General features: G+C 70.3%; 20 protein-coding genes. 9 read left to right on the top strand and 11 right to left on the bottom strand.

Features of this window, described 5'->3' with window-relative positions:
• Window positions 1–3: 3 nt before the first annotated feature.
• The 5 genes from ACWD5F_RS27025 to ACWD5F_RS27045 all read left to right on the top strand — a co-directional run bounded on the left by ACWD5F_RS27025 (window position 4) and on the right by ACWD5F_RS27045 (window position 5,683).
• Complete coding sequence (locus tag ACWD5F_RS27025; protein WP_451258098.1) at window positions 4–1,320, top strand: pectate lyase family protein; 1,317 nt, start codon at window positions 4–6, stop codon at window positions 1,318–1,320.
• 138 nt (window positions 1,321–1,458) lie between these two features.
• Complete coding sequence (locus ACWD5F_RS27030; protein ID WP_451258100.1) at window positions 1,459–2,583, top strand: pectinesterase family protein; 1,125 nt, start codon at window positions 1,459–1,461, stop codon at window positions 2,581–2,583.
• 1 nt (window position 2,584) lies between these two features.
• Window positions 2,585–3,649 (top strand): pectinesterase family protein, encoded by a 1,065-nt coding sequence (locus tag ACWD5F_RS27035; RefSeq protein ID WP_451258102.1) that lies wholly within the window; start codon window positions 2,585–2,587, stop codon window positions 3,647–3,649.
• A gap of 44 nt (window positions 3,650–3,693) precedes the next feature.
• Window positions 3,694–4,806 (top strand): right-handed parallel beta-helix repeat-containing protein, encoded by a 1,113-nt coding sequence (locus ACWD5F_RS27040; RefSeq protein WP_451258103.1) that lies wholly within the window; start codon window positions 3,694–3,696, stop codon window positions 4,804–4,806.
• Between the two features lie 79 nt (window positions 4,807–4,885).
• Window positions 4,886–5,683, top strand: a complete 798-nt coding sequence (locus ACWD5F_RS27045) for an HAD family acid phosphatase (protein ID WP_401727977.1) — start codon at window positions 4,886–4,888, stop codon at window positions 5,681–5,683.
• A gap of 3 nt (window positions 5,684–5,686) precedes the next feature.
• Here the strand turns inward: ACWD5F_RS27045 and ACWD5F_RS27050 are convergent, their stop codons facing one another.
• The 3 genes from ACWD5F_RS27050 to ACWD5F_RS27060 form a co-directional block, all read right to left on the bottom strand.
• On the bottom strand, window positions 5,687–7,891 hold the full coding sequence (locus ACWD5F_RS27050; RefSeq protein WP_451258105.1) for a family 43 glycosylhydrolase: 2,205 nt from the start codon (window positions 7,889–7,891) through the stop codon (window positions 5,687–5,689).
• 503 nt (window positions 7,892–8,394) lie between these two features.
• Window positions 8,395–9,243, bottom strand: a complete 849-nt coding sequence (locus ACWD5F_RS27055) for a hypothetical protein (RefSeq protein ID WP_451258107.1) — start codon at window positions 9,241–9,243, stop codon at window positions 8,395–8,397.
• Window positions 9,240–9,806: a SigE family RNA polymerase sigma factor gene (locus tag ACWD5F_RS27060; RefSeq protein WP_451258109.1), complete on the bottom strand. Its 567-nt coding sequence runs from the start codon at window positions 9,804–9,806 to the stop codon at window positions 9,240–9,242. The genes ACWD5F_RS27055 and ACWD5F_RS27060 overlap by 4 nt, the downstream gene beginning before the upstream one ends.
• 173 nt (window positions 9,807–9,979) lie before the next feature.
• Between ACWD5F_RS27060 and ACWD5F_RS27065 the strand changes: the two genes are divergently transcribed.
• Complete coding sequence (locus ACWD5F_RS27065) at window positions 9,980–11,431, top strand: NCS2 family permease (protein ID WP_451258110.1); 1,452 nt, start codon at window positions 9,980–9,982, stop codon at window positions 11,429–11,431.
• 13 nt (window positions 11,432–11,444) lie between these two features.
• Here the strand turns inward: ACWD5F_RS27065 and ACWD5F_RS27070 are convergent, their stop codons facing one another.
• The 3 genes from ACWD5F_RS27070 to ACWD5F_RS27080 form a co-directional block, all read right to left on the bottom strand.
• Window positions 11,445–12,902 carry a peptidoglycan D,D-transpeptidase FtsI family protein gene (locus tag ACWD5F_RS27070; RefSeq protein WP_401727971.1) on the bottom strand — a complete coding sequence of 486 codons (1,458 nt, stop codon included), beginning with the start codon at window positions 12,900–12,902 and terminating at the stop codon, window positions 11,445–11,447.
• 72 nt (window positions 12,903–12,974) lie between these two features.
• Entirely contained in the window at window positions 12,975–14,282 is a 1,308-nt protein-coding gene (locus tag ACWD5F_RS27075; RefSeq protein WP_451258113.1) for an amidohydrolase family protein, read from the bottom strand.
• Window positions 14,283–14,375: 93 nt separating this feature from the next.
• Window positions 14,376–15,548 (bottom strand): trans-sulfuration enzyme family protein, encoded by a 1,173-nt coding sequence (locus tag ACWD5F_RS27080; RefSeq protein ID WP_451258115.1) that lies wholly within the window; start codon window positions 15,546–15,548, stop codon window positions 14,376–14,378.
• Window positions 15,549–15,700: 152 nt separating this feature from the next.
• Here ACWD5F_RS27080 and ACWD5F_RS27085 point away from each other — a divergent pair, with 152 nt between their 5' ends.
• Entirely contained in the window at window positions 15,701–16,180 is a 480-nt protein-coding gene (locus tag ACWD5F_RS27085; protein ID WP_451258117.1) for an Lrp/AsnC family transcriptional regulator, read from the top strand.
• Between the two features lie 9 nt (window positions 16,181–16,189).
• On the opposite strand, the gene ACWD5F_RS27090 is transcribed toward ACWD5F_RS27085, so the two are convergent.
• A complete protein-coding gene (locus ACWD5F_RS27090; protein WP_451258119.1) occupies window positions 16,190–17,038 on the bottom strand; it encodes a PhzF family phenazine biosynthesis protein in 849 nt (282 codons plus the stop codon).
• A 107-nt stretch (window positions 17,039–17,145) separates the two neighbouring features.
• On the opposite strand from ACWD5F_RS27090, the gene ACWD5F_RS27095 reads away from it, so the two are divergent.
• Window positions 17,146–18,153 carry an Lrp/AsnC family transcriptional regulator gene (locus tag ACWD5F_RS27095; RefSeq protein WP_451258121.1) on the top strand — a complete coding sequence of 336 codons (1,008 nt, stop codon included), beginning with the start codon at window positions 17,146–17,148 and terminating at the stop codon, window positions 18,151–18,153.
• Between the two features lie 68 nt (window positions 18,154–18,221).
• Here ACWD5F_RS27095 and ACWD5F_RS27100 read toward each other — a convergent pair whose 3' ends face one another.
• From ACWD5F_RS27100 to ACWD5F_RS27115, 4 genes are all read right to left on the bottom strand, one after another.
• Window positions 18,222–18,893 (bottom strand): response regulator, encoded by a 672-nt coding sequence (locus tag ACWD5F_RS27100; RefSeq protein WP_451258123.1) that lies wholly within the window; start codon window positions 18,891–18,893, stop codon window positions 18,222–18,224.
• A 31-nt stretch (window positions 18,894–18,924) separates the two neighbouring features.
• A complete protein-coding gene (locus tag ACWD5F_RS27105) occupies window positions 18,925–20,190 on the bottom strand; it encodes a sensor histidine kinase (RefSeq protein WP_451258290.1) in 1,266 nt (421 codons plus the stop codon).
• Window positions 20,191–20,280: 90 nt separating this feature from the next.
• Entirely contained in the window at window positions 20,281–20,751 is a 471-nt protein-coding gene (locus ACWD5F_RS27110; RefSeq protein ID WP_451258125.1) for a GNAT family N-acetyltransferase, read from the bottom strand.
• A 4-nt stretch (window positions 20,752–20,755) separates the two neighbouring features.
• Window positions 20,756–21,529 (bottom strand): IclR family transcriptional regulator, encoded by a 774-nt coding sequence (locus ACWD5F_RS27115; RefSeq protein WP_124002368.1) that lies wholly within the window; start codon window positions 21,527–21,529, stop codon window positions 20,756–20,758.
• Window positions 21,530–21,666: 137 nt separating this feature from the next.
• Between ACWD5F_RS27115 and ACWD5F_RS27120 the strand changes: the two genes are divergently transcribed.
• Complete coding sequence (locus ACWD5F_RS27120; RefSeq protein ID WP_451258127.1) at window positions 21,667–23,196, top strand: aldehyde dehydrogenase (NADP(+)); 1,530 nt, start codon at window positions 21,667–21,669, stop codon at window positions 23,194–23,196.
• Window positions 23,197–23,249 lie beyond the last annotated feature (53 nt).

Genomic DNA, 23,249 nt, shown 5'->3' on the forward strand with positions numbered 1-23,249 from the left:
ACCATGCACGTACTGAAATGTCATGCGCGCGTCATGATCGCAACCGTGGGCTGCACGGCCCTCGTGCTCGCCGTCACCGGGACCGGGACGGCCCAGGCCGCTCACCGGCCCGCCCTCGACCGGCAGGTGCTGCCCGCGAACGACGGCTGGGCCGCCGCGGGCACCGGCACCACGGGCGGCGCCGCCGCCGATGCCGCGCACGTCTACACCGTCAGCGACTGGGGCGGCTTCAAGGCCGCGCTCGCCGCCGCCGGCAGCGCGCCGAAGATCATCAAGGTGAAGGGCGTCATCGACGCCGACGGGCCGAGCTGTGCCTCGTTCGAGGCGGCCGGGTACGACTTCGCCGGCTACCTGGCGACGTACGATCCCGCCGTCTGGGGGCGTGACAAGAACCTGGACGGCGAGGCCGACGGCAGTCCCGAGGGGCTGCGCCGGGCCTCCGCCGCGAACCAGGACGCCTACATCAAGGCGTCCGTGCCGGCCAACACCACCATCGTCGGCCTCGGCAGGAACGCCGGTTTCAGCGGTGCCAGCCTCCAGATCAAGGGCGTCGACAACGTCATCGTCCGCAACCTGAGCTTCGAGAGCCCCCTCGACTGCTTCCCGCAGTGGGACCCGACCGACACCGCCGTCGGCAACTGGAACTCCGAGTACGACAGCGCGGTGATCTACGGCTCGACCCATGTGTGGATGGACCACAACACGTTCACCGACGGCGACCACCCGGACAGCACCCTGCCGTCCTACTACGGCCGCATCTACGAACAGCACGACGGTGAACTCGACGTCGTCAGGGGCGCCGACTACGTCACCGCATCCTGGAACGTCTTCGAGGACCACGACAAGACGATCCTCGTCGGCAACAGCGACAGCGAGTCGACGGCCGTCGGTGACCGGGGGCATTTGAAGGTGACGTTCCATCACAACTTGTTCTCGAACCTTGTGGAGCGCGCGCCCCGCGTCCGGTTCGGCCAAGTGGACTCGTACAACAACCACTTCGTCGCGAACGACGGCTATTCCTACAGCTTCGGCATCGGCAAGGAGTCCCAACTCGTCGCCGAGCACAACGCGTTCACGCTCGCCGAAGGGGTCAGTGCGGGCAAGGTGCTCAAGCGGTGGAACGTCTCGCCGCTGACCGCCGACGACAACTACGTCAACGGCGTGAAGACGGACCTGATCGCCGTCCACAACGCCGAGATCCCCGCCGAGGTCCTGGAGTCCGGGGCGGGTTGGACACCGACGCTGCGGACCAAGGTCGACTCGGCCAGGGCCGTCCCGCGCATCGTCGACTGCGGCGCCGGTTCGGGGCGCCTGGGCTGATCGGTCCTTCGTACGGGTCCTCGTACGGGTCTTTCGTACGGCCGCCGACCGGGGTGGCGCGCCCTGCTCCGCCCCGGTCGCTCCCAGGCACGGCTCGGCACCCCTCAACGTCTCTCAGTACCGCGAAGGAGCACCCGCATGCCCTCGCATCACCAACGCCCCCTGTCCAGAAGGCGGTTCGCCGCCGGTGTCGTCGGCATCGGAGCCGGCCTCGTCGCCATACCGGCGCACGCGGTCACCGGCCGACCCCGCCCCTTCGGCCGCTACGGTTCCCCCGACCGCCGCCTCACCCCGGGGACCCTGTACGTCGACCCGCACGGTCGCGGCGACCACCTCACCGTGCAGGCCGCCGTGACCGCCGCGACCGGCAGCGGCCGGACCCTCGTCATCGCCCCCGGCACCTACCGGGAGACGGTCGTCGTCGACGTCACCCGCACCGAGGCCACCTGGATCGGCGCCTCCGAGGACCCCCGGGACGTCGTGATCGTCCACGACAACGCGGCCGGCACCGCCAAGCCGGGCGGCGGCACCTACGGGACCACCGGCTCGGCCACCACGACCGTCCAGGCCGACGGGTTCACCGCCCGCTGGATCACCTTCGCCAACGACTGGCTGCGCGCCGACCACCCCGACATCACCGCGACCCAGGCGGTCGCCATCAAGGTGCAGGGCGACCGGAGTTCGTTCACCCACTGCCGTTTCCTCGGCCACCAGGACACCCTGTACGCCGACACGCTCGCGCTCGGCACCTTCGCCCGCCAGTACTACGCCCACTGCTATGCCGAGGGTGACGTCGACTTCGTCTTCGGCCGGGCCACCGCGGTCTACGAGGACTGCCACTTCCGGACCCTGAACCGCACCGACCTGGCCTCCGCCCCGTACGGCTTCGTCTTCGCGCCCTCCACCGCGGCCGCCAACCCGCGCGGCTATCTGGTGATCCGTGGGCGGGTCAGCAGTGAAGCCCCGGTCGCCGCCTACAAGTTGGCCCGCCCCTGGGTGCCCAGCTCCGACACCACGGCCCGTCCGATGCTCACCGTCCGGGAGACCCACCTCGGACCCGGCATCGACGCGGTCGCGCCCTACACCAACATGTCGGACACCTACCCGTGGCAGAGCCAGCGCTTCGCCGAGTACCGCAACACCGGTCCCGGCGCCCGGATCACCGTCCCCGCGAACCGGCCCCAACTCGCCCCCGCCGAGGCCGCGTCGGCGACCCGGGAGGACTGGCTGGGCGACTGGACGCCGTGGTCGGAGGGCTGCTGAGATGCGCCGACGCACTCTGCTGACGGGTATCGCCGGTGGGGTGGTGGGGGTCGGTGCGGGGGTGGGTGTCGGCACCGGCCACGCGCTCGCCGCCACCGTCCGCGCCCCCGCCTTTTCGCACTCCGCCCGCCGGGTCCTGCACGTCCGCCCCGGCGACTCCGTCCAGGCGGCCGTCGACGCGGTGGACGGTCCCGGCCGGACGATCGTCGTGCATCCGGGGACGTATCGCGAGGTCGTGAACATCCCGGCGGACAAAGGAGAGTTGACCCTGCACGGGGCCACCCGCGATCCCCGTGACGCCGTCATCGTCTTCGATCACGCGAACGGCACGCAGAAACCCGACGGCACCACCTACGGCACGGCCGGCTCCGCCACCTTCACCTCGGCCGCGCCCGGGCTGACCGTCCGGGACCTGGCGATCGCCAACGACTGGCTGCGGGCCGACCATCCCGAGATCACCGGGACCCAGGCGGTGGCCGCCTACACCTACGGCGATCGCACGCGCTTCGAGAACGTGCGGCTGCTGGCCCACCAGGACACCCTCTTCGTCGACACCAGCGCGCTGGACGTCTTCGACCGGCAGTACTTCCACCGGTGTTACATCGAGGGCGACGTCGACTTCGTCTTCGGGCGGGCCACCGCCGTGTTCGAGGAGTGTCACTTCCACACCCTCCAACGGGACGTGACCTTCACCCCCAAGGGCATGGTCTTCGCCCCCTCCACCGCCCGGGCCAACCCGCACGGCATCCTCGCCGTCCGCTCCCGGATCACCTCCGGTGCCGAGGACGCCGCGTACAAGCTGGCCCGGCCCTGGGTGCCGTCGTACGAGACGACCGCCTGGCCGTCCCTGGTCGTCCGCGACACCCGGATCGGGCCCGGCATCGACGCCGTGGCCCCGTACACCAACATGCGCGACGCCTACCCCTGGCAGTCCATGCGCTTCCACGAGTACCGCAACACCGGGCCGGGCTCGGCGATCACCGTTCCCGGGAACCGGCCCCAACTCACCCGCACCGAGGCCAGGTCGCACACCCCCGCGGCCTACCTCGGTGACTGGCGTCCCTGAAGTACCCCTCATCCGCGACAGAACGACGAAAGGACCGCACTCCTATGTCTCGTCGTACCGCTCTCACCCTCGGCACGGCCCTCGCCATCGGCGCGGGGCTCGCCGTCCTCCCCACCCAGGCCCACGCGGCCACGGTCGTCGTCGACACGAACGCCGAGCTGACCAGCGCCATCTCAAGTGCCACCGCAGGCACGGTCATTCAGGTGCGCGGCGGCACGTACTACCCGACGGCCACCCTCCAGTCCACGACGAACGGCACCTCGTCCGCGCCGGTCACGCTCACCGCGTACGGCTCGGAGACCGTGAAGATCGACGGTTCGTCGCTGCCGTCCGGGTCCTGGATCTTCAAGCTGACCGCCGACTACTGGAACGTCTCCAACCTCACCTTCCAGAACTCCCCGGACAGCGCGGTCGTCTGCCAGTCCTGCACCGGCACCAACTGGAACAACGTCAAGACCATCAACGGCGGCGACTCCGGCTTCACCCTCACCGGCGACGGGACCGTGAACAACACGGTCAAGAACCTCGACTCGTACGGCAATTACGACGCCGCCACGCACGGCGAGAACGCGGACGGGGTCGCCATCAAGTTCGGGTCGGGGAGCGGGAACCTGGTCACCGGGGCGCGCCTCTACAACAACTCGGACGACGGGATCGACTTCTGGTCCTTCTCCACCCCGGTCACCGTCGAGCACACCTGGTCCTTCGGCAACGGCTACAACCGCTGGTCCGACTCGGCCTTCGCGGGGGACGGCAACGGCTACAAGCTGGGCGGCGACGGCGAGGTCGTCGCGCACGTCGTCAACAACTCGGCGGCCTGGGGCAACGCCGGCAACGGGTTCACGGAGAACTCCAACACCGGCGCGCTCGTCATCAACCGGACGACCGCGTACGCCAACAGCAAGTGGGGCTACTACTTCGCGACCAGTGCCGCCAAGCTCGGCAAGAACCTCGCCGTGAGCAACGGCGGGGGCGCGGTGAGCAAGGGTTCCTCGGTCACCTCGGCCGGCAACAACTGGGACAGCGGGATCGGCACGCCGTCGTTCGTCTCCACGGACGCGTCGAGCACGTACAACGCCCGCGGTTCGAGCGGCACCCTGCCCGCGACGACCTTCCTTACCACGGGCAGCACGACCATCGGGGCGACCATGAATTGAGCCGCCTGGGGGTGCTTGACCCGTTTTTTACCCGACGGGTCTCGCGCCCGCCCGGGTGACGCGCGTAGAACTACCTGTCATGCATAAGCCACTGCGTTTCGCGGCCCTCGCCGCCGCCTGTGCCCTCGCCGGCGCCGGCCTCTACGGAGCCGGTGCCGCCACGGCCGGACAGTCCACGGCCAACTCCACCCACGAGCCCTACAACATCGGGCTCCTGGTGAAGGACATCGACGCCTACTACGGCACGACGGCCGACGCCAACGGTGTCTACCAGGCGTCCGCGACCAGCCCGTACGCCAAGGACCTGGCGCGGATCGACTCGGCCGCGAAGAAGTACATCGACCAGGCAGCCCGCAAGGCGCACCACAAGGGCGACAAGCCCGCGGTCGTCTTCGACATCGACGACACGCTGCTGCTCAGCCTCGACTACGAGAAGCGGTACAACTACACGTACAACTCCGCCACTTGGGCGGCCTACGTGAACAAGGCCGACCGCCCGGGCGTCTTCGGCAGCGCGGAACTGGTGACGTACGCGAAGTCCAAGGGTGTCGAGGTCTTCTACAACTCGGGTCTGAGCGAGGCGCAGCGCACCGCGGCCGTCGACAACCTGAAGAAGATCGGCGCCGACGTGAACCTCGACGCCGGTCACATGTTCCTCAAGGACGCGGCCAACCCGCCGTCGTACCTGAGCGGTTGCGCCACGCCGGGCGCCTGGACCTGCACCACCGTGCAGTACAAGTCCGGCACCCGCAAGCACATCGAGAAGGACCTCGGGTACGAGATCGTCGCCAACTTCGGCGACCAGTACTCGGACCTCGACGGCGGCTACGCCGACAAGACGTACAAGATCCCGAACCCGACGTACTTCGTCAGCTGACGGTCACTTGACGGATCGCACCGGCCGGACCGACTCCAGGGTCGGCACCACCGGCTCGATCGTCCCGTCCGGGGCGAACTCCAGACGGTCGATCGTGGTCTCCCGGTGCATCCCGTCACCGCCCGCCTTCCCCGGTCCGTTCAGGCCGAACCGGTGGTAGACGACGTACCAGTCGTCGGTGCCGGGGGTGTTCACCACCGAGTGGTGACCGGTGCCGAGGATGCCGTACTCGGGACGCTTCGACAGGATCGTCCCCCGCTTGGTCCACGGGCCGAGCGGGGACGGTCCCGTCGCGTAGGCCACGTGGTAGTTCTCGCTGCGGGTGTCGTCCTCGGACCACATGAAGTAGTACGTGCCCTTGCGCTTGACCACGAAGGAACCCTCACGGAAGTTGTCCGTGGTGATGTCCTTCACCTTCGCCGGGTCGTACGACGTCATGTCGGCGTTCAGCGGGACCACGTACCCGTGGCCGTTGCCCCAGTAGAGATACGACGTGCCGTCGTCGTCCGTGAAGACGGCCGGGTCGATCATCTGGCCGCTCAGCGAACCGCCCTTGGCGACAAGGGGTTTGCCGAGTGCGTCCTTGAACGGTCCGGCCGGTGAGTCGGCGACCGCGACCCCGATCTGCTGCTCGGCGCAGAAGTAGAAGTAGTACTTGCCGTCGCGCTCGGCGATCGCCGGCGCCCACGCGTACTTGTCGGCCCACGTCACGTCCGGGCCCAGGTCGAGGATGACCCCGTGGTCCTTCCAGTGGACCAGGTCCCGTGACGAGTACGCCTTGAAACGCGTGCTGCTCCAGCCCTGCTTGCCGTCCGTCGTCGGGTAGATCCAGTACCGGCCGTCCAGATAGTGCACGTCCGGGTCGGCGTTGAAGCCCGGGAGTGACGGACTTCGGGTCGGCACCGCCTCCACCGTCCAGACGCGGCTCGTACCGTCGGCGGCCGTCACCGTGTACCGCTGCGGCTTGCGGAAGTCGTGCCGGGTGCCGGACCGGGGGCTGATCCGCGCGCCCTCGCCCACGGCGAACTCCGGCGCGAGGCGGGCGAGTTCGGTGCCCGGCTCCATCGGCAGCACGACCTTCGAGGCGCTCTCGGTGACGACGGCGTACCCCTTCTGCCCCTTGGCCGTCGCGTCCACGATCGACGTCGGCGTGCTCGGGTAGGCGGCGAGCAGCCGGTCGTACTCCTTCTGCGTCACCGGAAGTACCGTGCCGTGCCGGGGACTCGCGGGCAGCTGGTAGTCCGCGGACGGCGTCCAGGTGCCGGAGTCGAGGTCGGTGGTCTCGAAGGGGACGTACCCGCGACCGCCGTACTCGTCGATGAACAGGTACCACTTTTTCTGGGTGTTGGACTTGAACACCGTCGGGCCCTCACCGCGGTCGATCGCACCGCTGCCGATGCAGTCGGCGACGAAGTCGTACGAGGTCGAGGTCAGGCTCGTCGACTTCTCGCCGGTGATGAACTTCGAGCAGGGCGAGCTGGAGGACGGGTCGCGCTCGTCCTTGGTGTAGCGGTAGTAGGTGTCCTTGTACTTCACGACCGTCGAGTCGATCACCGAGTACCCGGGGTCGTCCCAGACCTTCGGCTCGCTGAAGCTGCGGAAGTCCTTCGTGGTCGCGTAGAGCATCTTGTTGTACGTCGATCCCGTGTGCCCGGGGTCGTCGTCGGCGTACAGCTTCGACGCCCAGAAGACGACGTACTCGCCGAGCGAGTCGTCCCAATAGGCCTCCGGCGCCCAGGTGTTGCCCGCGCTGTCCGGGGCCACCTTCACCAGGCGCTGGTCGGTCCAGTGGACCAGGTCGGTGGACTCCCAGATCATGATCGACTTGCTGCCGTGCCGCTGGACGTCGTCCCAACTGCCGCTGCTGCTCTGGTACATGCGCAGGTCGGTGGCGATCAGGAAGAACTTGTCGCCCTTGGGGGAGCGGATCACGAACGGGTCGCGCAGGCCCTTCTCGCCGATCGTGGAGGTCAGGACCGGCTTGCCCTGGTTCAACTCGCGCCAGTGCAGGGGGTCGTTGCCCCGGCTGAGGGCGTAGCGGATCTGTTCGCCGTCGGCCGTGCCCTCGCCGGTGAAGTAGGCGAAGAGGTAGCCGGCGTACTTGGGGTGGTTCACGGGTGGGGCTCCTGAGTGGGCGCTGCCGGGCGGCGCGGTGAACAGGGCGAGCAGGAGGGTGAGGCAGGCGACGACCACGGCTCTGGGGCGCATCGGCAATCCTGTCTGAGTGTGGGGGTTTCTGTTGGGTGTTGCGCGCCTTGGGAGTGTCACCAGTGGGAAACAGCACGTCAATCGGTAGGCGGGCGATGCGGGGTGGCGAAAGTTTCGGTTGCTTTCGGTGAGGCGGGGCAACCTCCCCCGGCCCGGCGGCGACCTGATCACGTTCCCCGTCGTCCAGGAAAGGACCGGCCAGTGCGGCAGAGCACCGGACATCACCGCAGGACCGGCACCCTCTCGATCGCGGCCACGACGACGGTCACCGTCTCCACCACCGCCCAGCTGGAGTCGGCCGACTAGCCGGACCGGCCGAAAGGTCGAGCGCCCCGCCGGTCGTCACCGGCGGGGCGCTCTGCTGCTGACCGAGGGGGGCTCAGGTCAGCAGGTCCACTGTCCCTCTTTTGGGTGAGGGATGTAGCAGATTCGCTCAGCTGTGCGTGTCTACGTGCTATCAGATGCCCAGAACCTGTCAAAGGTTGCGCTGTTCCCGGAAGTTGTCACGAGTCGCCTTCGTCACTCGAGTGACTCGCGAAGTCACCGCCCACGGACCGCAGTTGGCCCGCCGCCGTGCCTTCGACCGTGTAGCCGTCGTCCTCGGCGTCCCGGCCGCCGCGCTCGTGGTTGTACTGCCCGGCGAACACCCACTCGCCCTTGGGGACCGTACGGCCCTCCTTGAGCACCCAGGTGTAGACGAGGAACTCGCCCCGCTCGGCGACCGTCAGGGTGAAGTCCTGCTCCGGCAGCGACCGCCAGGAACCCGCCGTCGACACCCCGCCGGTCTGCGCGACCTTCAATTGGACGGTGAGCGAGGTCAGTTGCGCGGACGTCCTGAGCGTGATGTTGCTCTGCCCCCAGAAGTCGTTGCTGTGCGGGTCCACCGAGCCGTCCGACCACACCGGGCCGTCGCTCTCGCCGGCCGCGTCCGGCAGCACGGGGGAGGAGGAAGTGGGCGTAGGGGAAGGGGTGCCGCTCGCCCGGTGCGACTGCGCCGACCCGCTCGGCGTCTGCCGTACCGGCGGCACGGGCGCCCGGCTCGTGGCGTCCGGCGACGGCGTGGGCGTCGGGGAGACCGCGACCGTCTGCCGCTGCTGCGGGGCGGCGTCGTCCTTCACCGCGGACGCCACCGCGTACCCGCCGACCGCCAGCAGACCGGCCACCGCGGCCGTCGCACCCACCACCCGCGCCCAACTCCACACCGGCGGACGCGTCGACCGGTGGTCCGGACGGTCCCGCTCGCTCATGCCCCGCTCGATCCGGGCCAGCATGCCCGCCCGGTCCGGCTCGTGCGCCTCGGCCGCCTCGTGCAGCCGGGCGCGCAGCTCGTCGTGCACGTCCTGCCGCCTCATCGCTCCCGACCTCCGCTCGCGCCGCCGCGCACCATCGCCGCATGCACCTTCTGCGGCACGCCCTGGGTGCCCAGCAGTCGTTGCAGCTCGGCCATCCCCTTGGACGTCTGGCTCTTCACCGTACCCACGGACACGCCGAGCGCGAGCGCGGTGTCCTTCTCCGAGAGGTCGAACGCGTGCCGCAGCACCACGCACGCCCGCTTGCGGAACGGCAGCCTGCGCAGCGCCTCCTGGACATCGACGACTCCGGCCACGTCGGGGTTCTCGGTCTGTTCCTCGCGCTGCGACCAGAACAGGGAGATCCGCCGACGCTCCCGCACGGCGCTGCGGATCCGGGACCGGGCGAGATTGGCGACCACCCCGCGGGCGTACGCCACCGGGTGGTCGGCGGTGCGGACCCGGTCCCAGCGGTGCCACAGGGCGAGCAGCGCGTCCGCCGCCAGATCGTCGGCCGCGTCCTTCTCGCCGGTCAGCAGATGGGCCAGGCGGGCGAGTTCGGCGTAGTGCCGTTCGAAGAAGGCGTGGAACTCCGCGGAGGCGGCGTCGTCGACGACTGTCCCCACGGTGACCCCTTCTGTGTGCATGTCATGTCGATGGCATGCGATGGTAACCGCTTCCATGACGTCACTTGCGCAACTTTGATTCCGTAACACGGAGAAAACCTGTAACACCTGGGACGCGGGAACAATCCAGCCAGCATCCGCGCACAGATCATCAGGCAACGAGGAGTTCCGCCATGTCCGAAGCGCAGCAGGTGGCCGACCGGCCGAGCGCCGCACCACCACCCGGGAACAGCGTCGACAGGTACTTCCGGATCTCCGAACGGGGATCCAGCTTCGGCCGCGAGATTCGCGGCGGCTTCGCCACCTTCTTCACGATGGCCTACATCCTCGTCCTCAACCCGATCATCCTCGGCAGCGCGGAGGACAAGTTCGGCCACCAGCTCGACACCGGTCAACTGGTCACCGCCACCGCCCTGGTGGCCTGTGTGATGACGATCATCATGGGCGTCGGCGGCAACCTCCCGCTCGCCATCGCCGCCGGACTCGGCCTCAACGCCGTCGTCGCCTTCCAGTTGGCCCCGCTGATGAGCTGGGACGACGCGATGGGCCTCGTCGTCCTGGAAGGCATCCTGATCTGCGTCCTGGTCCTCACCGGGCTGCGCGAGGCGATCATGAACGCCATCCCGCACCAGCTCAAACAGGCCATCGGCGTCGGCATCGGTCTGTTCATCGCCTTCATCGGCTTCGTCGACGCCGGGTTCGTCAGCCGGATCCCGGACGCCGCGAACACCACCGTGCCCGTGCAGTTGGGCGCGGTCGGCCGGCTCACCGGCTGGCCGGTGCTGGTGTTCTGCGTGGGCGTGCTGCTCACCATCGCGCTGATCGCCCGCAAGGTGAAGGGCGCGATCCTGATCAGCATCGTCACCATGACGATCGTCGCGATCATCATCAACGAGATCGCCGACATCAAGAGTTGGGGCCTGACCACACCCAAGGTCCCCGACAAGATCGTCGACACCCCGGACTTCGGACTCGTCGGTCACTTCAGCCTGTTCGGCGGCTTCGCGCAGGCCGGCGTCATCACCGCCGTCCTGCTCGTCTTCACCCTCGTCCTGTCCGACTTCTTCGACGCCATGGGCACGATCGTCGGCATCAGCGCGGAGGCCGGACTGCTCGACGACGACGGCAAGGTGCCCGGCATCGGGCGGGTGCTGTTCATCGACGGCGCGGCGGCGGTGGCCGGCGGTCTCGGCTCCGCGTCCTCCAACACCGCGTACATCGAGTCCGCGGCGGGCGTCGGCGAGGGCGCCCGCACCGGCTTCGCCAACCTGATCACGGGCGGCCTCTTCGGTCTCGCGCTCTTCCTCACGCCGCTGCTGACCATCGTCCCGCTCCAGGCCGCGGCGCCCGCGCTGATCGCCGTGGGCTTCCTGATGATGACCCACGTCAAGCACATCGACTGGGACAAGTACGAGATCGCCATCCCGGCGTTCCTGACCATCGCCGCGATGCCGTTCACGTACTCCATCACCGACGGCATCGGCGCGGGCTTCCTCGCCTACGTCCTCATCAAGGCGGTCCTCGGGAAGGCCAAGGAGGTGCACTGGCTGCTGTGGGGCGTCTCCGCCCTGTTCCTGGTGTACTTCGCGATCGACCCGGTGGAGCAGATCCTGGGCGTGAAGTAGGCCTGCGGGCAGGTCAGTTCTTGAGCGCCGCCTCCATCACGGCCTTGGCCACGGGGGCGGCCAGCCCGTTTCCGCTGACCTCCGAGCGGGCCGCGTCGGACTGCTCGACCACGACCGCCACGGCGACCTCCTTGCCGTCGGAGTCGGACTTGCCGTACGAGGTGAACCAGGCGTACGGCGTCTGGTCGTTGTTCTCGCCGTGCTGGGCCGTGCCCGTCTTGCCGCCCACGGTGACGCCGTCGATCTGCGCGTTCGTCCCGGTGCCGTCCTCGACGACCGTCTGCATCGCGGACTGCAACTGCTCGGCGGTGGAGGAGCTGACGATCTGCTTCGTGTCGGTCTGGTCGTCGTAGTTCTCCAGCACGTCACCGCCGCTGTTCGTGATCTGCGAGACCATGTGCGGCGAGACGAGCTTGCCGCCGTTGGCGATCGCGGCCGACACCATGGCCATCTGGAGCGGTGTCGCCGTCACGTCGAACTGGCCGATGCCCGTCAGGGCCGTGGACGACTTGTCCATGTCGGAGGGGTAGACGCTGGTGTACGCCCTTACAGGCACGTCCAGTTGACTGTCGTTGAAGCCGAACTTCTCGGCCATCGCCTTCAGTTTGTCCTGGCCGAGATTGAACGCCATCTTCGCGAAGACGTTGTTGCAGGAGTAGCGCAGCGCGGTGCGGATCGTGGCGTTCTCGCAGGGCGCGGAGGTGTTCTCGTTCGCCAGGACCGTGGTCGTGCCCGGCAGCGTGTACGGATCGGGGCTGTCGGTCTTCGTGTCCACGTTCGCGTACAGCCCGTCCTCCAGCGCGGCCGCCGCCACGACCAGCTTGAACGTCGAGCCGGGCGGCAGCGGTTGGCGCAGCGCGCGGTTGGTCAGCGGCTTGTCCGGGTCCGCGTTCAGCTTCTTCCACGCCGTACCGGCCGTGTTGGCGTCGGTCAGCGAGGTCGGGTCGTACGACGGTGTCGACACGACCGCCAGGATCTTGCCGGTCTTCGGATCGATCGCGACGGCGGCGCCCTTCTTGTCGCCGAGCGCGTCGTACGCGGCCTTCTGCACGTCCGGGTCGATCGTCGTGACCACGTTGCCCGGAGCGGCCCGCTGGTCGGTGACCGTGTCCATCACGGTCTTCAGCCGGCTGTCCGTGCCGTTGAGGAGATCCTGGTAGATGCCCTCCAGCTGTGTCGGCGCGTAGCTCTGCGAGGCATAGCCCGTCACCGCCGCGTACAGCGAACCGTCCTTGTACGTCCGTTTGTACGCGAGGTCTCCGCCCTTGGTCCGCGTGGAGCCGGTGATCGAGTCCCCGCCCACGATGATGTTCCCGAGCGGGTCCGCGTACGTCTCGATCGCGTTGCGCCGGTTGTCCTTGTCGTCCGCGAGCGCCTGGCCGTCGTAGAACTGCACCCAGGTCGCCCTGATCAGCAGGGCGAACACCAGGAGCAGCACGAAGACGGACGTTCGCCTGATCGTCCTGTTCATGCTGCTGAGGAGGACGAGCGGGAACGAGCGAATCGTTCCCGTCCGACCGTATTTCTCATCTTTCTCAGGTTGTTACGGGCGCCACGTACCGTCCAGCGGGATGCCGGCGGCGGCCGCGATCCGGTTGCGGGAGTCGAGCAGGCGGGTCCGGAGTGCCGGCAGGTCCACGCCCACCAGTGCGCCGTCGCGCTTGACCACCCGGCCGGCGACGAGGACGGTGTCGACCAGCCCGGGGTGGCCGGCGCTGACGATCGTGCCGGCCGGGTCGGTGACCGGGAAGACGGTCAGGTCGTCGGTGCGCAACAGGACGACGTCGGCGTCCTTGCCGGGCGTGAGGCTGCCCGTGCGGGTGTCGAGGCCGCAGGACCGGGCCGCGTCGACGGTGGTGAACTCCAGCAGGTCCCGGCAGCGCAGGCCGCCGTCCAGACCGCGCTGCACGGCGAGGGCCGTCCGCAGGGTGGAGAACATGTCGCCGCCGACCGAGGGGACGTCGTCGACGGACAGCGTCGGGCGCAGGCCGGCGGCCAGCACCCGGCCGGTCATCGGCCAGCCGAAGCCCATCTTCAGTTCGACGTCCGGGCTGATCGACACCGCGCTGCCCGCGTCGGCGAGCATCCGCAGCTCTTCGTCGCCGAGCCCGTTGGCGTGCACGAAGGTGGTGGTGTCCCGCAGCAGGCCGTGCTCGTGCAGATCGGCGACCGGGCGTCGCGTGCCGTCGCCGCCGCTCGCCCCGTCACCGTCGACGTGCAGGCTGGTGCGCAGGCCGAGTTCGGCCGCCAGCTTCAGCTCCCGGACGACGGTGTCCATGCCGGTGTCGTCGGCGCCGCGCAGCCCCAGCGCCATGGTGACCAGGCCGTCCCCGGCCAGCTCGGCGCGGACGCGGCGGATGTCGGAGTCGACGGCGTCGGCGGTGCCCCAGCCGGCACCGAGGCAGAAGATCGACCGCCCCGGCGCGTCCCGCAGCGCGGCGACGGCGGCGTCCTCGTGTGCGTGGCTCTGCGCGACGTGGTACCAGTCCAGCATCGTGGTCACCCCGGAGTGCAGGGCCTCCAGGCGGCCGAGCAGGGTGCCCGCGTAGACGTCCTCGGGCTCGTAGTGGGGCTTGACCGTGCCGTGCATGGCCCGCGCCCACTCGGGGAACGTCCAGTCCGCGCCGACACCGCGGAACGCGGTCTGCCAGGAGTGGCGGTGGTTGTCGACGAAGCCGGGCATGACGATCCGGTCGGTCGCGTCGATCACCTCGGCGTCCGGCGCGTCGATGTGCGCGGCGACCGCGACGATCACGCCGTCCTCGATCAGCACGTCACCGCGTTCGAGATCGCCGACGGCCGGGTCCATGCTGACCACGGTGCCGCCGGTGAGCAGGGTCTTGGTCGTCATCGGGGGATCTCCTTTGCGAAACAGGTGAGTTGAGGGAGGAGGCGAGGTGTCGCCCCTGCGGCCGGTACCGCCGTCATCGCGCCGCCACCGCCGTCATCGCGCCGCCACCGCGTCCGCCGCTTCGAGCGCGTCCGCGACCAGATCGGCCGTGTCCTCCGTGCCGGCGGCCAGGCGGACCAGGCCCAACGGCACCGATTCCGCCAGCTGTTGCTCGCTGAGCATTCCGCGCCACATGGACGCCGGATGCACGGCCAGCGACTCCACGCCGCCGAGGCTTGCCGACCTGCGGGGGTAGCGCAGCCGGCCGAGGAAGGCGTCCGCCATCTCGAAACCACCGGCGAACTCGATGCCGAGCACCCCGCCGAAACCGCTCATCTGGTCGACGGCCAGCTTGTGTTGGGCGTGGGTCGCCAGCCCCGGGTAGTGCACCTTCGTCACCGCCGGATGCGCGCTCAGCGCCTCCGCGAGCGCCAGGCCGTTGGCGTTGTGCCGCGGCACCCGCAGCGGCAGGGTGCGCATGCCGCGCAGCAGCAGCCACGCGTCGATCGGGCCGAGCGTGGCACCGGTGAGCAGACCGACGTCCCATACGCGGTCCAGGATTTCGGCAGGACCGGCGAGCACTCCGGCGGACACGTCCGAATGGCCGTTGAGGTACTTGGTCGCGCTGTGCCAGACCAGGTCGATGCCGAACTCCGTCGGCCGCTGGTTCAGCGGGGTGGCGAAGGTGTTGTCCGCCATGGTCAACACGTCGTGCGCGCGGGCCAGTTCGGCCACGGCGCGCAGGTCGGTGATCTGGAGCAGCGGGTTGCTCGGGGACTCCACCAGGATCAGGCGGGTCCGCGGGGTCAGCGCCCTCGCGAACGCCTCCGGGTCGGTCTGGTCCACCAGCGTGGTCTCCACCCCGAGCCGGGGCAGCAGGTTCAGCAGCACCGACGCCGTGCCGCCGTACGTGGACCTCTGCCCGATGACATGGTCGCCGGCGGACACCAGGGCCAGCACGGACGTGGTGAGCGCGGCCATCCCGGACGCGGTGACCAGGGCCGCCTCGGTGTTCTCCAGTTCCGCGACGACGGCGGCGACCTGGGCGTGGTTCGGGTTGCCGAAGCGGGTGTAGAAGTCCTTGCCGCGCGGCTCGACGGCACCCCGCGCGAACGTCTCCGAGTCGTCGGCCGCGAACGCCGCCGTCTGGTAGATGGGCGACGCCACGGCACGGCTGGGATGGACCTCGCGGTCGGCGTGAACGGTGATGGTGCTCCTGCCCGGCATGGCGGCCCTTTCCGTGGAGTCCGTACGACTCCTGGAAGCGTGACCGACCGGCACTCGGATCCGACCTGATCTCGGCAATGTTGGCAGCAAATTGCGCCCGCAGCGGGCGCATGATTGTGGTAGGCGGGCTGTCAGCGCAATAATCTGCCACCATGGACGAAGTGGACCGGTCGATTCTGGCCGTGCTCGAACAGCACGGCCGCATCAGCAACAACGAGCTGGCCGCCCGGGTCGGGCTGTCCCCCTCACCCTGTCTGCGGCGGGTGCGGCAGCTGGAGGAGTCCGGGGTCATCCGCGGCTACCGCGCCCTGATCGACCCCGCCGCGATCGGCCGCGGTCTGCGGGTCTTCGCGGGGGTGCGCCTGGTCCGGCACACCCGCGCGGACGTGGTCGCCTTCGAGCGAGGAGTCACCCGGCTGCCCGAAGTGGTCGCCTGCCACCACATCACCGGCAACTTCGACTACCTCCTCCAGGTCGAGGTCGCCGACCTGCCCGCCTACGAGGACTTCCACGCCAACCAGCTGGCCACCCTGCACGGCGTGGCGACGGTGAGCAGCTACGTCACGATGAAGACGCTCACCGCCGAAACCGGCACGGACGTCGGCACAGGCACAGGCACCGGCACCGCATGACCGGGACGGTCAGAGCGTGATCGCGCCCTGGACGCACACGACGGTCGCGCCGCTGACCCAGACCGTGCCGTCCGGGTCGGCGGTGACCTCGATGCTCGCGGCCCGTCCAAGCCGGGTGCCCTGGGAGACCCGGTAGGAGGCGGGCGCGGCGCCGGTGGAGGTGAGCCACTGGCCGACGGCGGCGTTCATGCTGCCGCATGCGGGATCCTCGGGGACGCCGACGCCGGGGGCGAAGGTACGCAGCTCGAAGCGGTGCCGGGAGCCGTCCGGATAGGCCCCGATCGCGCCGACCATCGCGGTCGGGATGAGGGAGAGGTCGGGTTCGAGGGCGAGGACCTCCTCGGCCGTGGACAGGTGGAGCACGGCCCAGCCGGGCCCGTTGTCGACCCACTGGTGGGCCACGACCCGGTCCCGCGTGATGCCGAACGCGGCCACGAACCGGTCCAGGTCGTCGTCGTCGAGCGCGCCCTCACGCACGCGTGGCGGGGCGGCGAAGGCCAGCGCGTCCTCGCCACGGCGCACGGTGACCAGTCCCGCGGCGCACTCCTGCACGATGTGGTCGGCGTGCCGCGGCGCACCGCCGTCCGCCAGCCAGGCGCGCGCGGAGCCGAGGGTGGGGTGCCCGGCGAACGGCAGCTCACCGTCGGGCGTGAAGATCCGCAGCCGGTAGTCCGCCTCCGGGACGGTGGGCGGCAGCACGAACGTGGTCTCGGACAGGTTCGTCCAGCGCGCCAGACGCTGCATCTCCTCGTCGCTCACGTCGGTCCCGTCCAGGACGACCGCGACCGGGTTGCCGGAATAGGGAGTCGTGGAGAACACGTCGACCTGCACGAACGGGCGGGTACGCGGCATGGTCATCAAGGCCTTTCGAGCGGCTGCGGCGGAAGCGGGTCCATCCCAACGGACGCCCGCATGGCGAGGACAGTGCCAGTCACAACAAAGTGGACCGAGGAGGATCCGGAGACATGCCGAAAGCAAGCCGTCCGCTGAGCGACACGGACCGTCGGATCGCCGCCGCGCTGCTCGCGTCCCCGCGGGCCTCGTGGCGCACGGTCGGACGCGTCCTGGGCGTCTCCGAGCGCACCGTGGTGCGTCGCGCGGCGCCGCTGTTCCACGACAGGACGCTGCGCGCCACCGCCGTACGCAACCCGGTGTGGTTCCCCGACCTGATTCCGCTGGCCCTGCGCATCCGATGCCGGCCCCACCGGATCGGCGCGGTCGCCGCCACGCTGGCCCGCCGCCCCGACACGGTCTGGGTCGACGTCCTCGGCGGCGCCGACGAGATCTGCACGATCCTGTTCCTGGACGGGCCGGACGCGCGCAACTCGCTGCTGCTGCGCGACCTTCCGGCCACTCCCGCGGTCCGGTCGTGGACCTCGCACGTCCTGCTACGGGTCTTTCCTGCGGCCTTCGACTGGAGCGGCGGCCTGCTGACGGAAGCCGAACTGACCGGCCTGCGACCGGAGAGCCCATGGCCGGACAGCCTGCGCCCGGACAACTCCGCCCCGGCCGCCCGCCCGGCCCTCCAGCCCGTCGACCACGCGCTGATCACGTCCCTGATCGAGGACGGACGGGCCTCCTACGCCGATCTCGCGCGCCGCGCCGACACCAGCGCCCTCACCGCCAGGCGCCGCCTTGAGGCGCTGGTCGGCGGCCAGGCCGTCCGGCTCGCGACCGAGGTCGATCTCGCCCGGCTGGGCATCCGCACCGAGGCGCTGCTGTGGCTCACCGTCGCCCCCGGCGGCTTGGAGGAGACGGGCCGGGTCCTCAGCCGTCACCCACAGGTCCGCTTCGCCTCCGCCGTCACCGGCCCGGCCAACCTCCTCGTGGCCGTCGCCGCCGCCGACCTCACCGCGCTCTACCACTTCCTCAGCGACACGGTCGGAGCCCTCGCCCACGTCTCCACGGTCGAGGTCACCCCCATCCTGAGCGGGGTCAAAAGGACCGGTCTGATCCGCCCGGGGAGCCTCTGAACGCCACGCCCGGCGTGTGTAAGAGGAACGCGGGAGAGCCGGGTCAGTAGGGGCGCGGAAAAGGGGGGTCAGGAGGGGCGCAGGAAACCCGCCTCGTACGCCGCGATCACCGCCTGGGTGCGGTCCCTGGTGCCGGTCTTCGCCAGGACGGCCGCCACGTGCGACTTCACGGTGGCCGGGCCGACCTCCAGCCGGCGGGCGATCTCCGCGTTCGTCAGCCCCTCCGCCAGGTGCCGCAGCACCTCGCTCTCCCGGCCGGTGAGCCGCGCCACCCACGCCGGCGGCGTCACGTACGCGCGCGCGTGCTCGGCGGCCAGCGTCCGCACCGCCGACGGGAACAGCAGGTTGTCGCTGCGCGCGACGAGCCGTACGGCCTGGACGAGCGCGTCGGCGTCGGCCCGCTTCAGCAGGAACCCGGCGGCTCCGGCGCGCAGCGCGTCGTACACGTAGGAGTCGTTCTCGAAGGTGGTCACGACGACGATCCGGGGCGGCTCGTCGAGCGCGGCGAGGATCTCCTCGGTGGCCCGGATGCCGTCGATCCCGGGCATGCGTACGTCCATGAGCACGACGTCGGGCCGCACCTCCCGCACGACGGCCACCGCCTCGTCCCCGCGCGCCGCCTCACCGACCACCTCCAGATCGGGCTCGGCGGAGAGGATGGCGCGCAGCGCGGTACGGACCATGCGCTCGTCGTCGGCGAGCACGATCCGGATCGGCGGGCGGGGCTCGGGTTGGGGCATGCGGGGGTCCTCCAGGACGGGCGGGGGCGGTTCAGGCCGGGAACTTCACCGGCAGGCGTACGTGCAGACACCACATCCCCGTGCCGTCCGGCCCCGCCCGTGCCGTCCCGCCCAGCAGCCGGGACCGGTCCGCGATGCCGCGCAGGCCGTGACCGCCGCCGGGGCGCGGGGAGTTGGACGGGGTGAGGGTGTCGACGAGGGGGTTCTCCACGGTGATCTCCAGGTGGTCGTCGGTGAGTTCGACGCGCAGCGTCACCTCGACGTCGTCGCCGGCGTGCCGGACCGCGTTGCTCAGGCCCTCCTGGACGATGCGGTAGGCCTCGCGGGACAGGACCGGCGGGAGGGCGTCGGGGTCGGCGGGCACGGTCGCCGTCAGCCGGAGGCCGCCCGCGCGGACCCGGCGCAGCAGACCGTCGAGGTCGGCGGCGAGGGTGGGGGCCGGGCCGGTGCCCGGGGTGTCGCCGTCCCTCAACACGCCCAGCACGGCGTCCAGTTCGCCCACGGTCCGCCGGGTGGTGTCCTCGATCGCGGCGAGCGCCTCGCGGACGAACTCCGGGTCGGAGTCCAGGACGCGCCGGGCCGCACTCGCCTGGAGGGTGACCGCGCTGAGCGCGTGGCCGACGGAATCGTGCAGTTCGCGGGCGAGCCGGTTGCGTACCGCGAGGTCGGCGGCGCGGGCCTCGGCCGCCGCGAGCCGGTCCTCCGGGGCGGGCCCGAGCAGCGCCGGTGCCCAGCGCGCCAGCAGCGCCCCGGCACCGGCCGCGCACCCCGCGAGCGCGAGCAGGCACGCGATGCCCGCGACCGGCGAGAGCGCCAACGCCCATGTGTGGTCGAGGACTTCGGGCAGCCCGAGCCGGCTGTCGCGCAGCCACGCGAACAGCGGCAGCACGATCAGGACGACGGCGAACGGCGGTACCGCCAGCGACATCCCGGCGACGATCCCGCCGAACCCGAGATGCAGCGTGAACCAGGCCGCCGTCCGCCCCTTGGCGGCCCGGGTGCGGGCGGGGCCGTAGACCAGCCGGTCCGCGTCGACCCCGCACAGCCAACGGACGGCGCTCGCCTCCAGCGGGCGGGTCAGCGGGAACAGCGAGGTGGCGGCGGCCAGCGGCAACCCGGCGGCGAAGGAGAGGAGTTGGAGGCGGAAGTCCCCGAAGACGTTCTGCGAGCCGGTGACCGGACCGACGAAGGCCTCGCCGAGCAGGACGTACGGCATGGCGAGCGCGCCGCCGAGGATCAGATGGACCCAGCGCAGCCGGGCCCGTCGCCCGAACAGCAGGCGGGCGAACTCCCGTATCCCGACCGCCGATCCGGCCGTCGACCCGACCGCCGTTCCGGCCACCGCCCCGCCCGCCGGGCCGTCCCCCTCGAACCGCCGCAACGGTCCTCAACCCTCCAGCGTCAGCACGACCTCGTCGATCTCCTCGCCGCGCGCGTTCGCGTACCCGCTCGTTTTCGCGGTGACCCGGAAGCCGCACTTCTCCAGCACCCGCCGGGACCCCGCGTTGTCCGCGGCCGCCCGTGCGTACAGCGGGCGTTCGGGTCTCTCGGCGAGCAGCGCCCGCAGCGCGGCCGTGGCGATGCCCTGACCCCAGTAGGCGCGGTCCACCCAGTAGGTGACCTCGAGCTCGCCCGGCTCCCCGTACAGCCCCGCGCTGCCGACCACGTCACCGTCGGCGAGGATCGCCCACTGGATGGCGGAGGAGGCCCGGATCTTCTTCCAGTGCGCGTCGAAGGCGTCCCGGTCGGCCGGGTCCGCAGGAGTGAAGGCGGCCATGCGCAGCGACTCGGGGTCGTTCAACTGCCGGTAGAAGACGGGCAGATCGCTGTCGTGGACCGGGCGCAGTACGACGTCCATGCGTTCAGAGCCTCCGGGTCGCCAGCGTCAGTCGGTCGCGCGCGTCGAACAGCGCGTCCTTCACCATCTGTTCGTGCGCGGGCGTCAGCCGCGCCACCGGCACCGAGCAGCTGATCGCGTCCCGCGCCGGGGTGCGGTACGGGATCGCCACACCGAAGCAGCGCAGCCCCAGCGTGTTCTCCTCGCGGTCCACCGCGAAGCCCTGCTCCCGGATCTGGTTGAGCTCCTCGATCAGCTTCTCGCGGTCGGTGATCGTGTGCTCGGTGAGCGCCGGCAGCGTCTCGGGCAGCATCTTGCGGACCTGCTCGTCGCTGTAGGTGCTCAGCAGCGCCTTGCCCAGCGAGGTCGAGTGCGCGGGCAGCCGGCGCCCGACCCGGGTGAACGGGCGCAGATAGTGCTGCGACTGGCGGGTGGCCAGATACACCACGTTCGTGCCGTCCAGGCGGGCCAGGTGGATCGTCTCGGTCGTGTCGTCCGAGAGCCGGTCCAGCGTCGGCCGCGCCGCCGCGACCACCTCGTCGCCGTCGATGTAGGACGTGCCGACCAGCAGCGCCCGTACGCCGATCCCGTACCGCGTGCCCGTCGCGTCCGTCTCCACCCAGCCCAGCTCGACCAGAGTGCGCAGCAACATGTACAGGCTGGACTTGGGATATCCGACGGCCTCCTGCACCGACGCGAGCGAGTGCATACCGGGGCGACCGGCGAAGTACTCCAGCAATTCAACGGTCCGCACCGCGGACTTGACCTGCGCCCCGCCGCCTGTCTCGCCTGCCGACATCGCCCTTGACCCCTTCGTTGGACGGGAAATAGTCTCCAACAGCATATTCATCATCAGAGACAGCGTTCAGCATATCGAACGACCCTGGTGAAATGACCCAGATAGTACGTCGCCAGATTTACCTGGAGGGACCCGCGGTGGCAGCAGCACCAGTCTGGAGTGTCGACCCCCGTACCGGGAAGCAGCGCGAGCAGGTTGCGGTGGAGGCCACAGCCCAGGAGGTCGACGCCACCGTACGCGCCGCGCACGAGGCGCGCGCCTCGCTCGCCGACCGCGCGGTCCGCTCGGCCTTCCTGCGCACCGCCGCCGATCAGCTGGAAGCCGCCAAGGACGGTCTCGTCGAGACCGCCGACGCGGAGACCGCGCTCGGCCCGGTCCGGCTCACCGGCGAACTCGCCCGCACCTGCTACCAGTTGCGCGCGTTCGCCGGCATCGTCGACGAGGGCGCCTTCCTCGACGTGATCATCAACCACCCCGACGCCACCGCGACCCCGCCGATCCCGGACCTGCGCCGGTACAAGGTGCCGCTGGGCGTCGTCGCCGTCTACTCGGCCTCCAACTTCCCCTTCGCCTTCTCCGTCGCGGGCGGCGACACGGCGTCGGCGCTGGCCGCCGGCTGCCCGGTCGTCGTCAAGGCCCACCCCGACCACCCGGCGCTGTCCGAGCTGGTCGCCAAGGTGCTGCGCCGGGCGGCCGCCGCGCACGGCATTCCGGCCGGTGTCGTCGGTCTGGTGCACGGGTTCGAGGCGGGCGTCGAACTGGTCAAGCACCCGCTGGTCGCCGCGGCCGGTTTCACCGGGTCGGTGCGCGGAGGGCGTGCGCTGTTCGACGCGGCCGCCGCGCGTCCGACGCCGATTCCGTTCCACGGTGAGCTGGGCTCCCTGAACCCGGTCGTGATCACCGAGGCGGCGGCGGCCGAGCGGGCCGAGGCGATCGGGACGGGGCTCGCGGGCTCGATGACGCTGGGTGTCGGGCAGTTCTGCGTGAAGCCCGGGATCGTGTTCGCGCCTGCCGGGGCGGCGGGCGACCGGCTGGTGAAGTCGCTGACGGACGCGGTCAGCGACACGGACGCCGGGGTGCTTCTCGACCACCGGATGCGGGACAACTTCATCGCCGGGGTCGCCGAGCGGGCCGAGCTGGCCGAGGTCGAGTCGCCGGTCACTCCGGGGGCGGGGAGCCAGCACACCGTCAGTGCGGGGTTCCTCACGGTGGCTGCGGAGAAGTTGGTTGCGGAGGGGGCGTACGACCTGCTGCTCGAGGAGTGCTTCGGGCCGGTGACGGTTGTCGCTCGCTATGAGGACGAGGACGAGCTGCGGGGAGTGCTTTCCCGGCTGCCGGGGAATCTGACGGCGACGGTTCATCTGTCTTCCGAGGAAGCGGACGGTGAGGGGCGGGGCGCGGAGATTCTGGCCGAGTTGACGCCGCTTGCCGGGCGGGTGCTGGTGAACGGGTGGCCTACGGGTGTTGCTGTGGCTCCGGCTCAGCATCATGGGGGGCCTTATCCGGCTACCACGTCCACGTCGACCTCCGTCGGTGGGACGGCTATTGAGCGGTGGATGCGGCCGGTTGCCTATCAGGGGGTGCCGGAGGCTTTGTTGCCGGCCGAGTTGAAAGACGACAACCCGTTGGGGCTGCCCCGTCGGTTTGATGGGCGGTTGGAGCGGTAGCGCCGTAGGGGTGCGGATGCGCTTCGGGGTGCGGGTGCGCTGCGGCTTGTCGC

This window comes from Streptomyces sp. NPDC002499 (assembly GCF_053595415.1).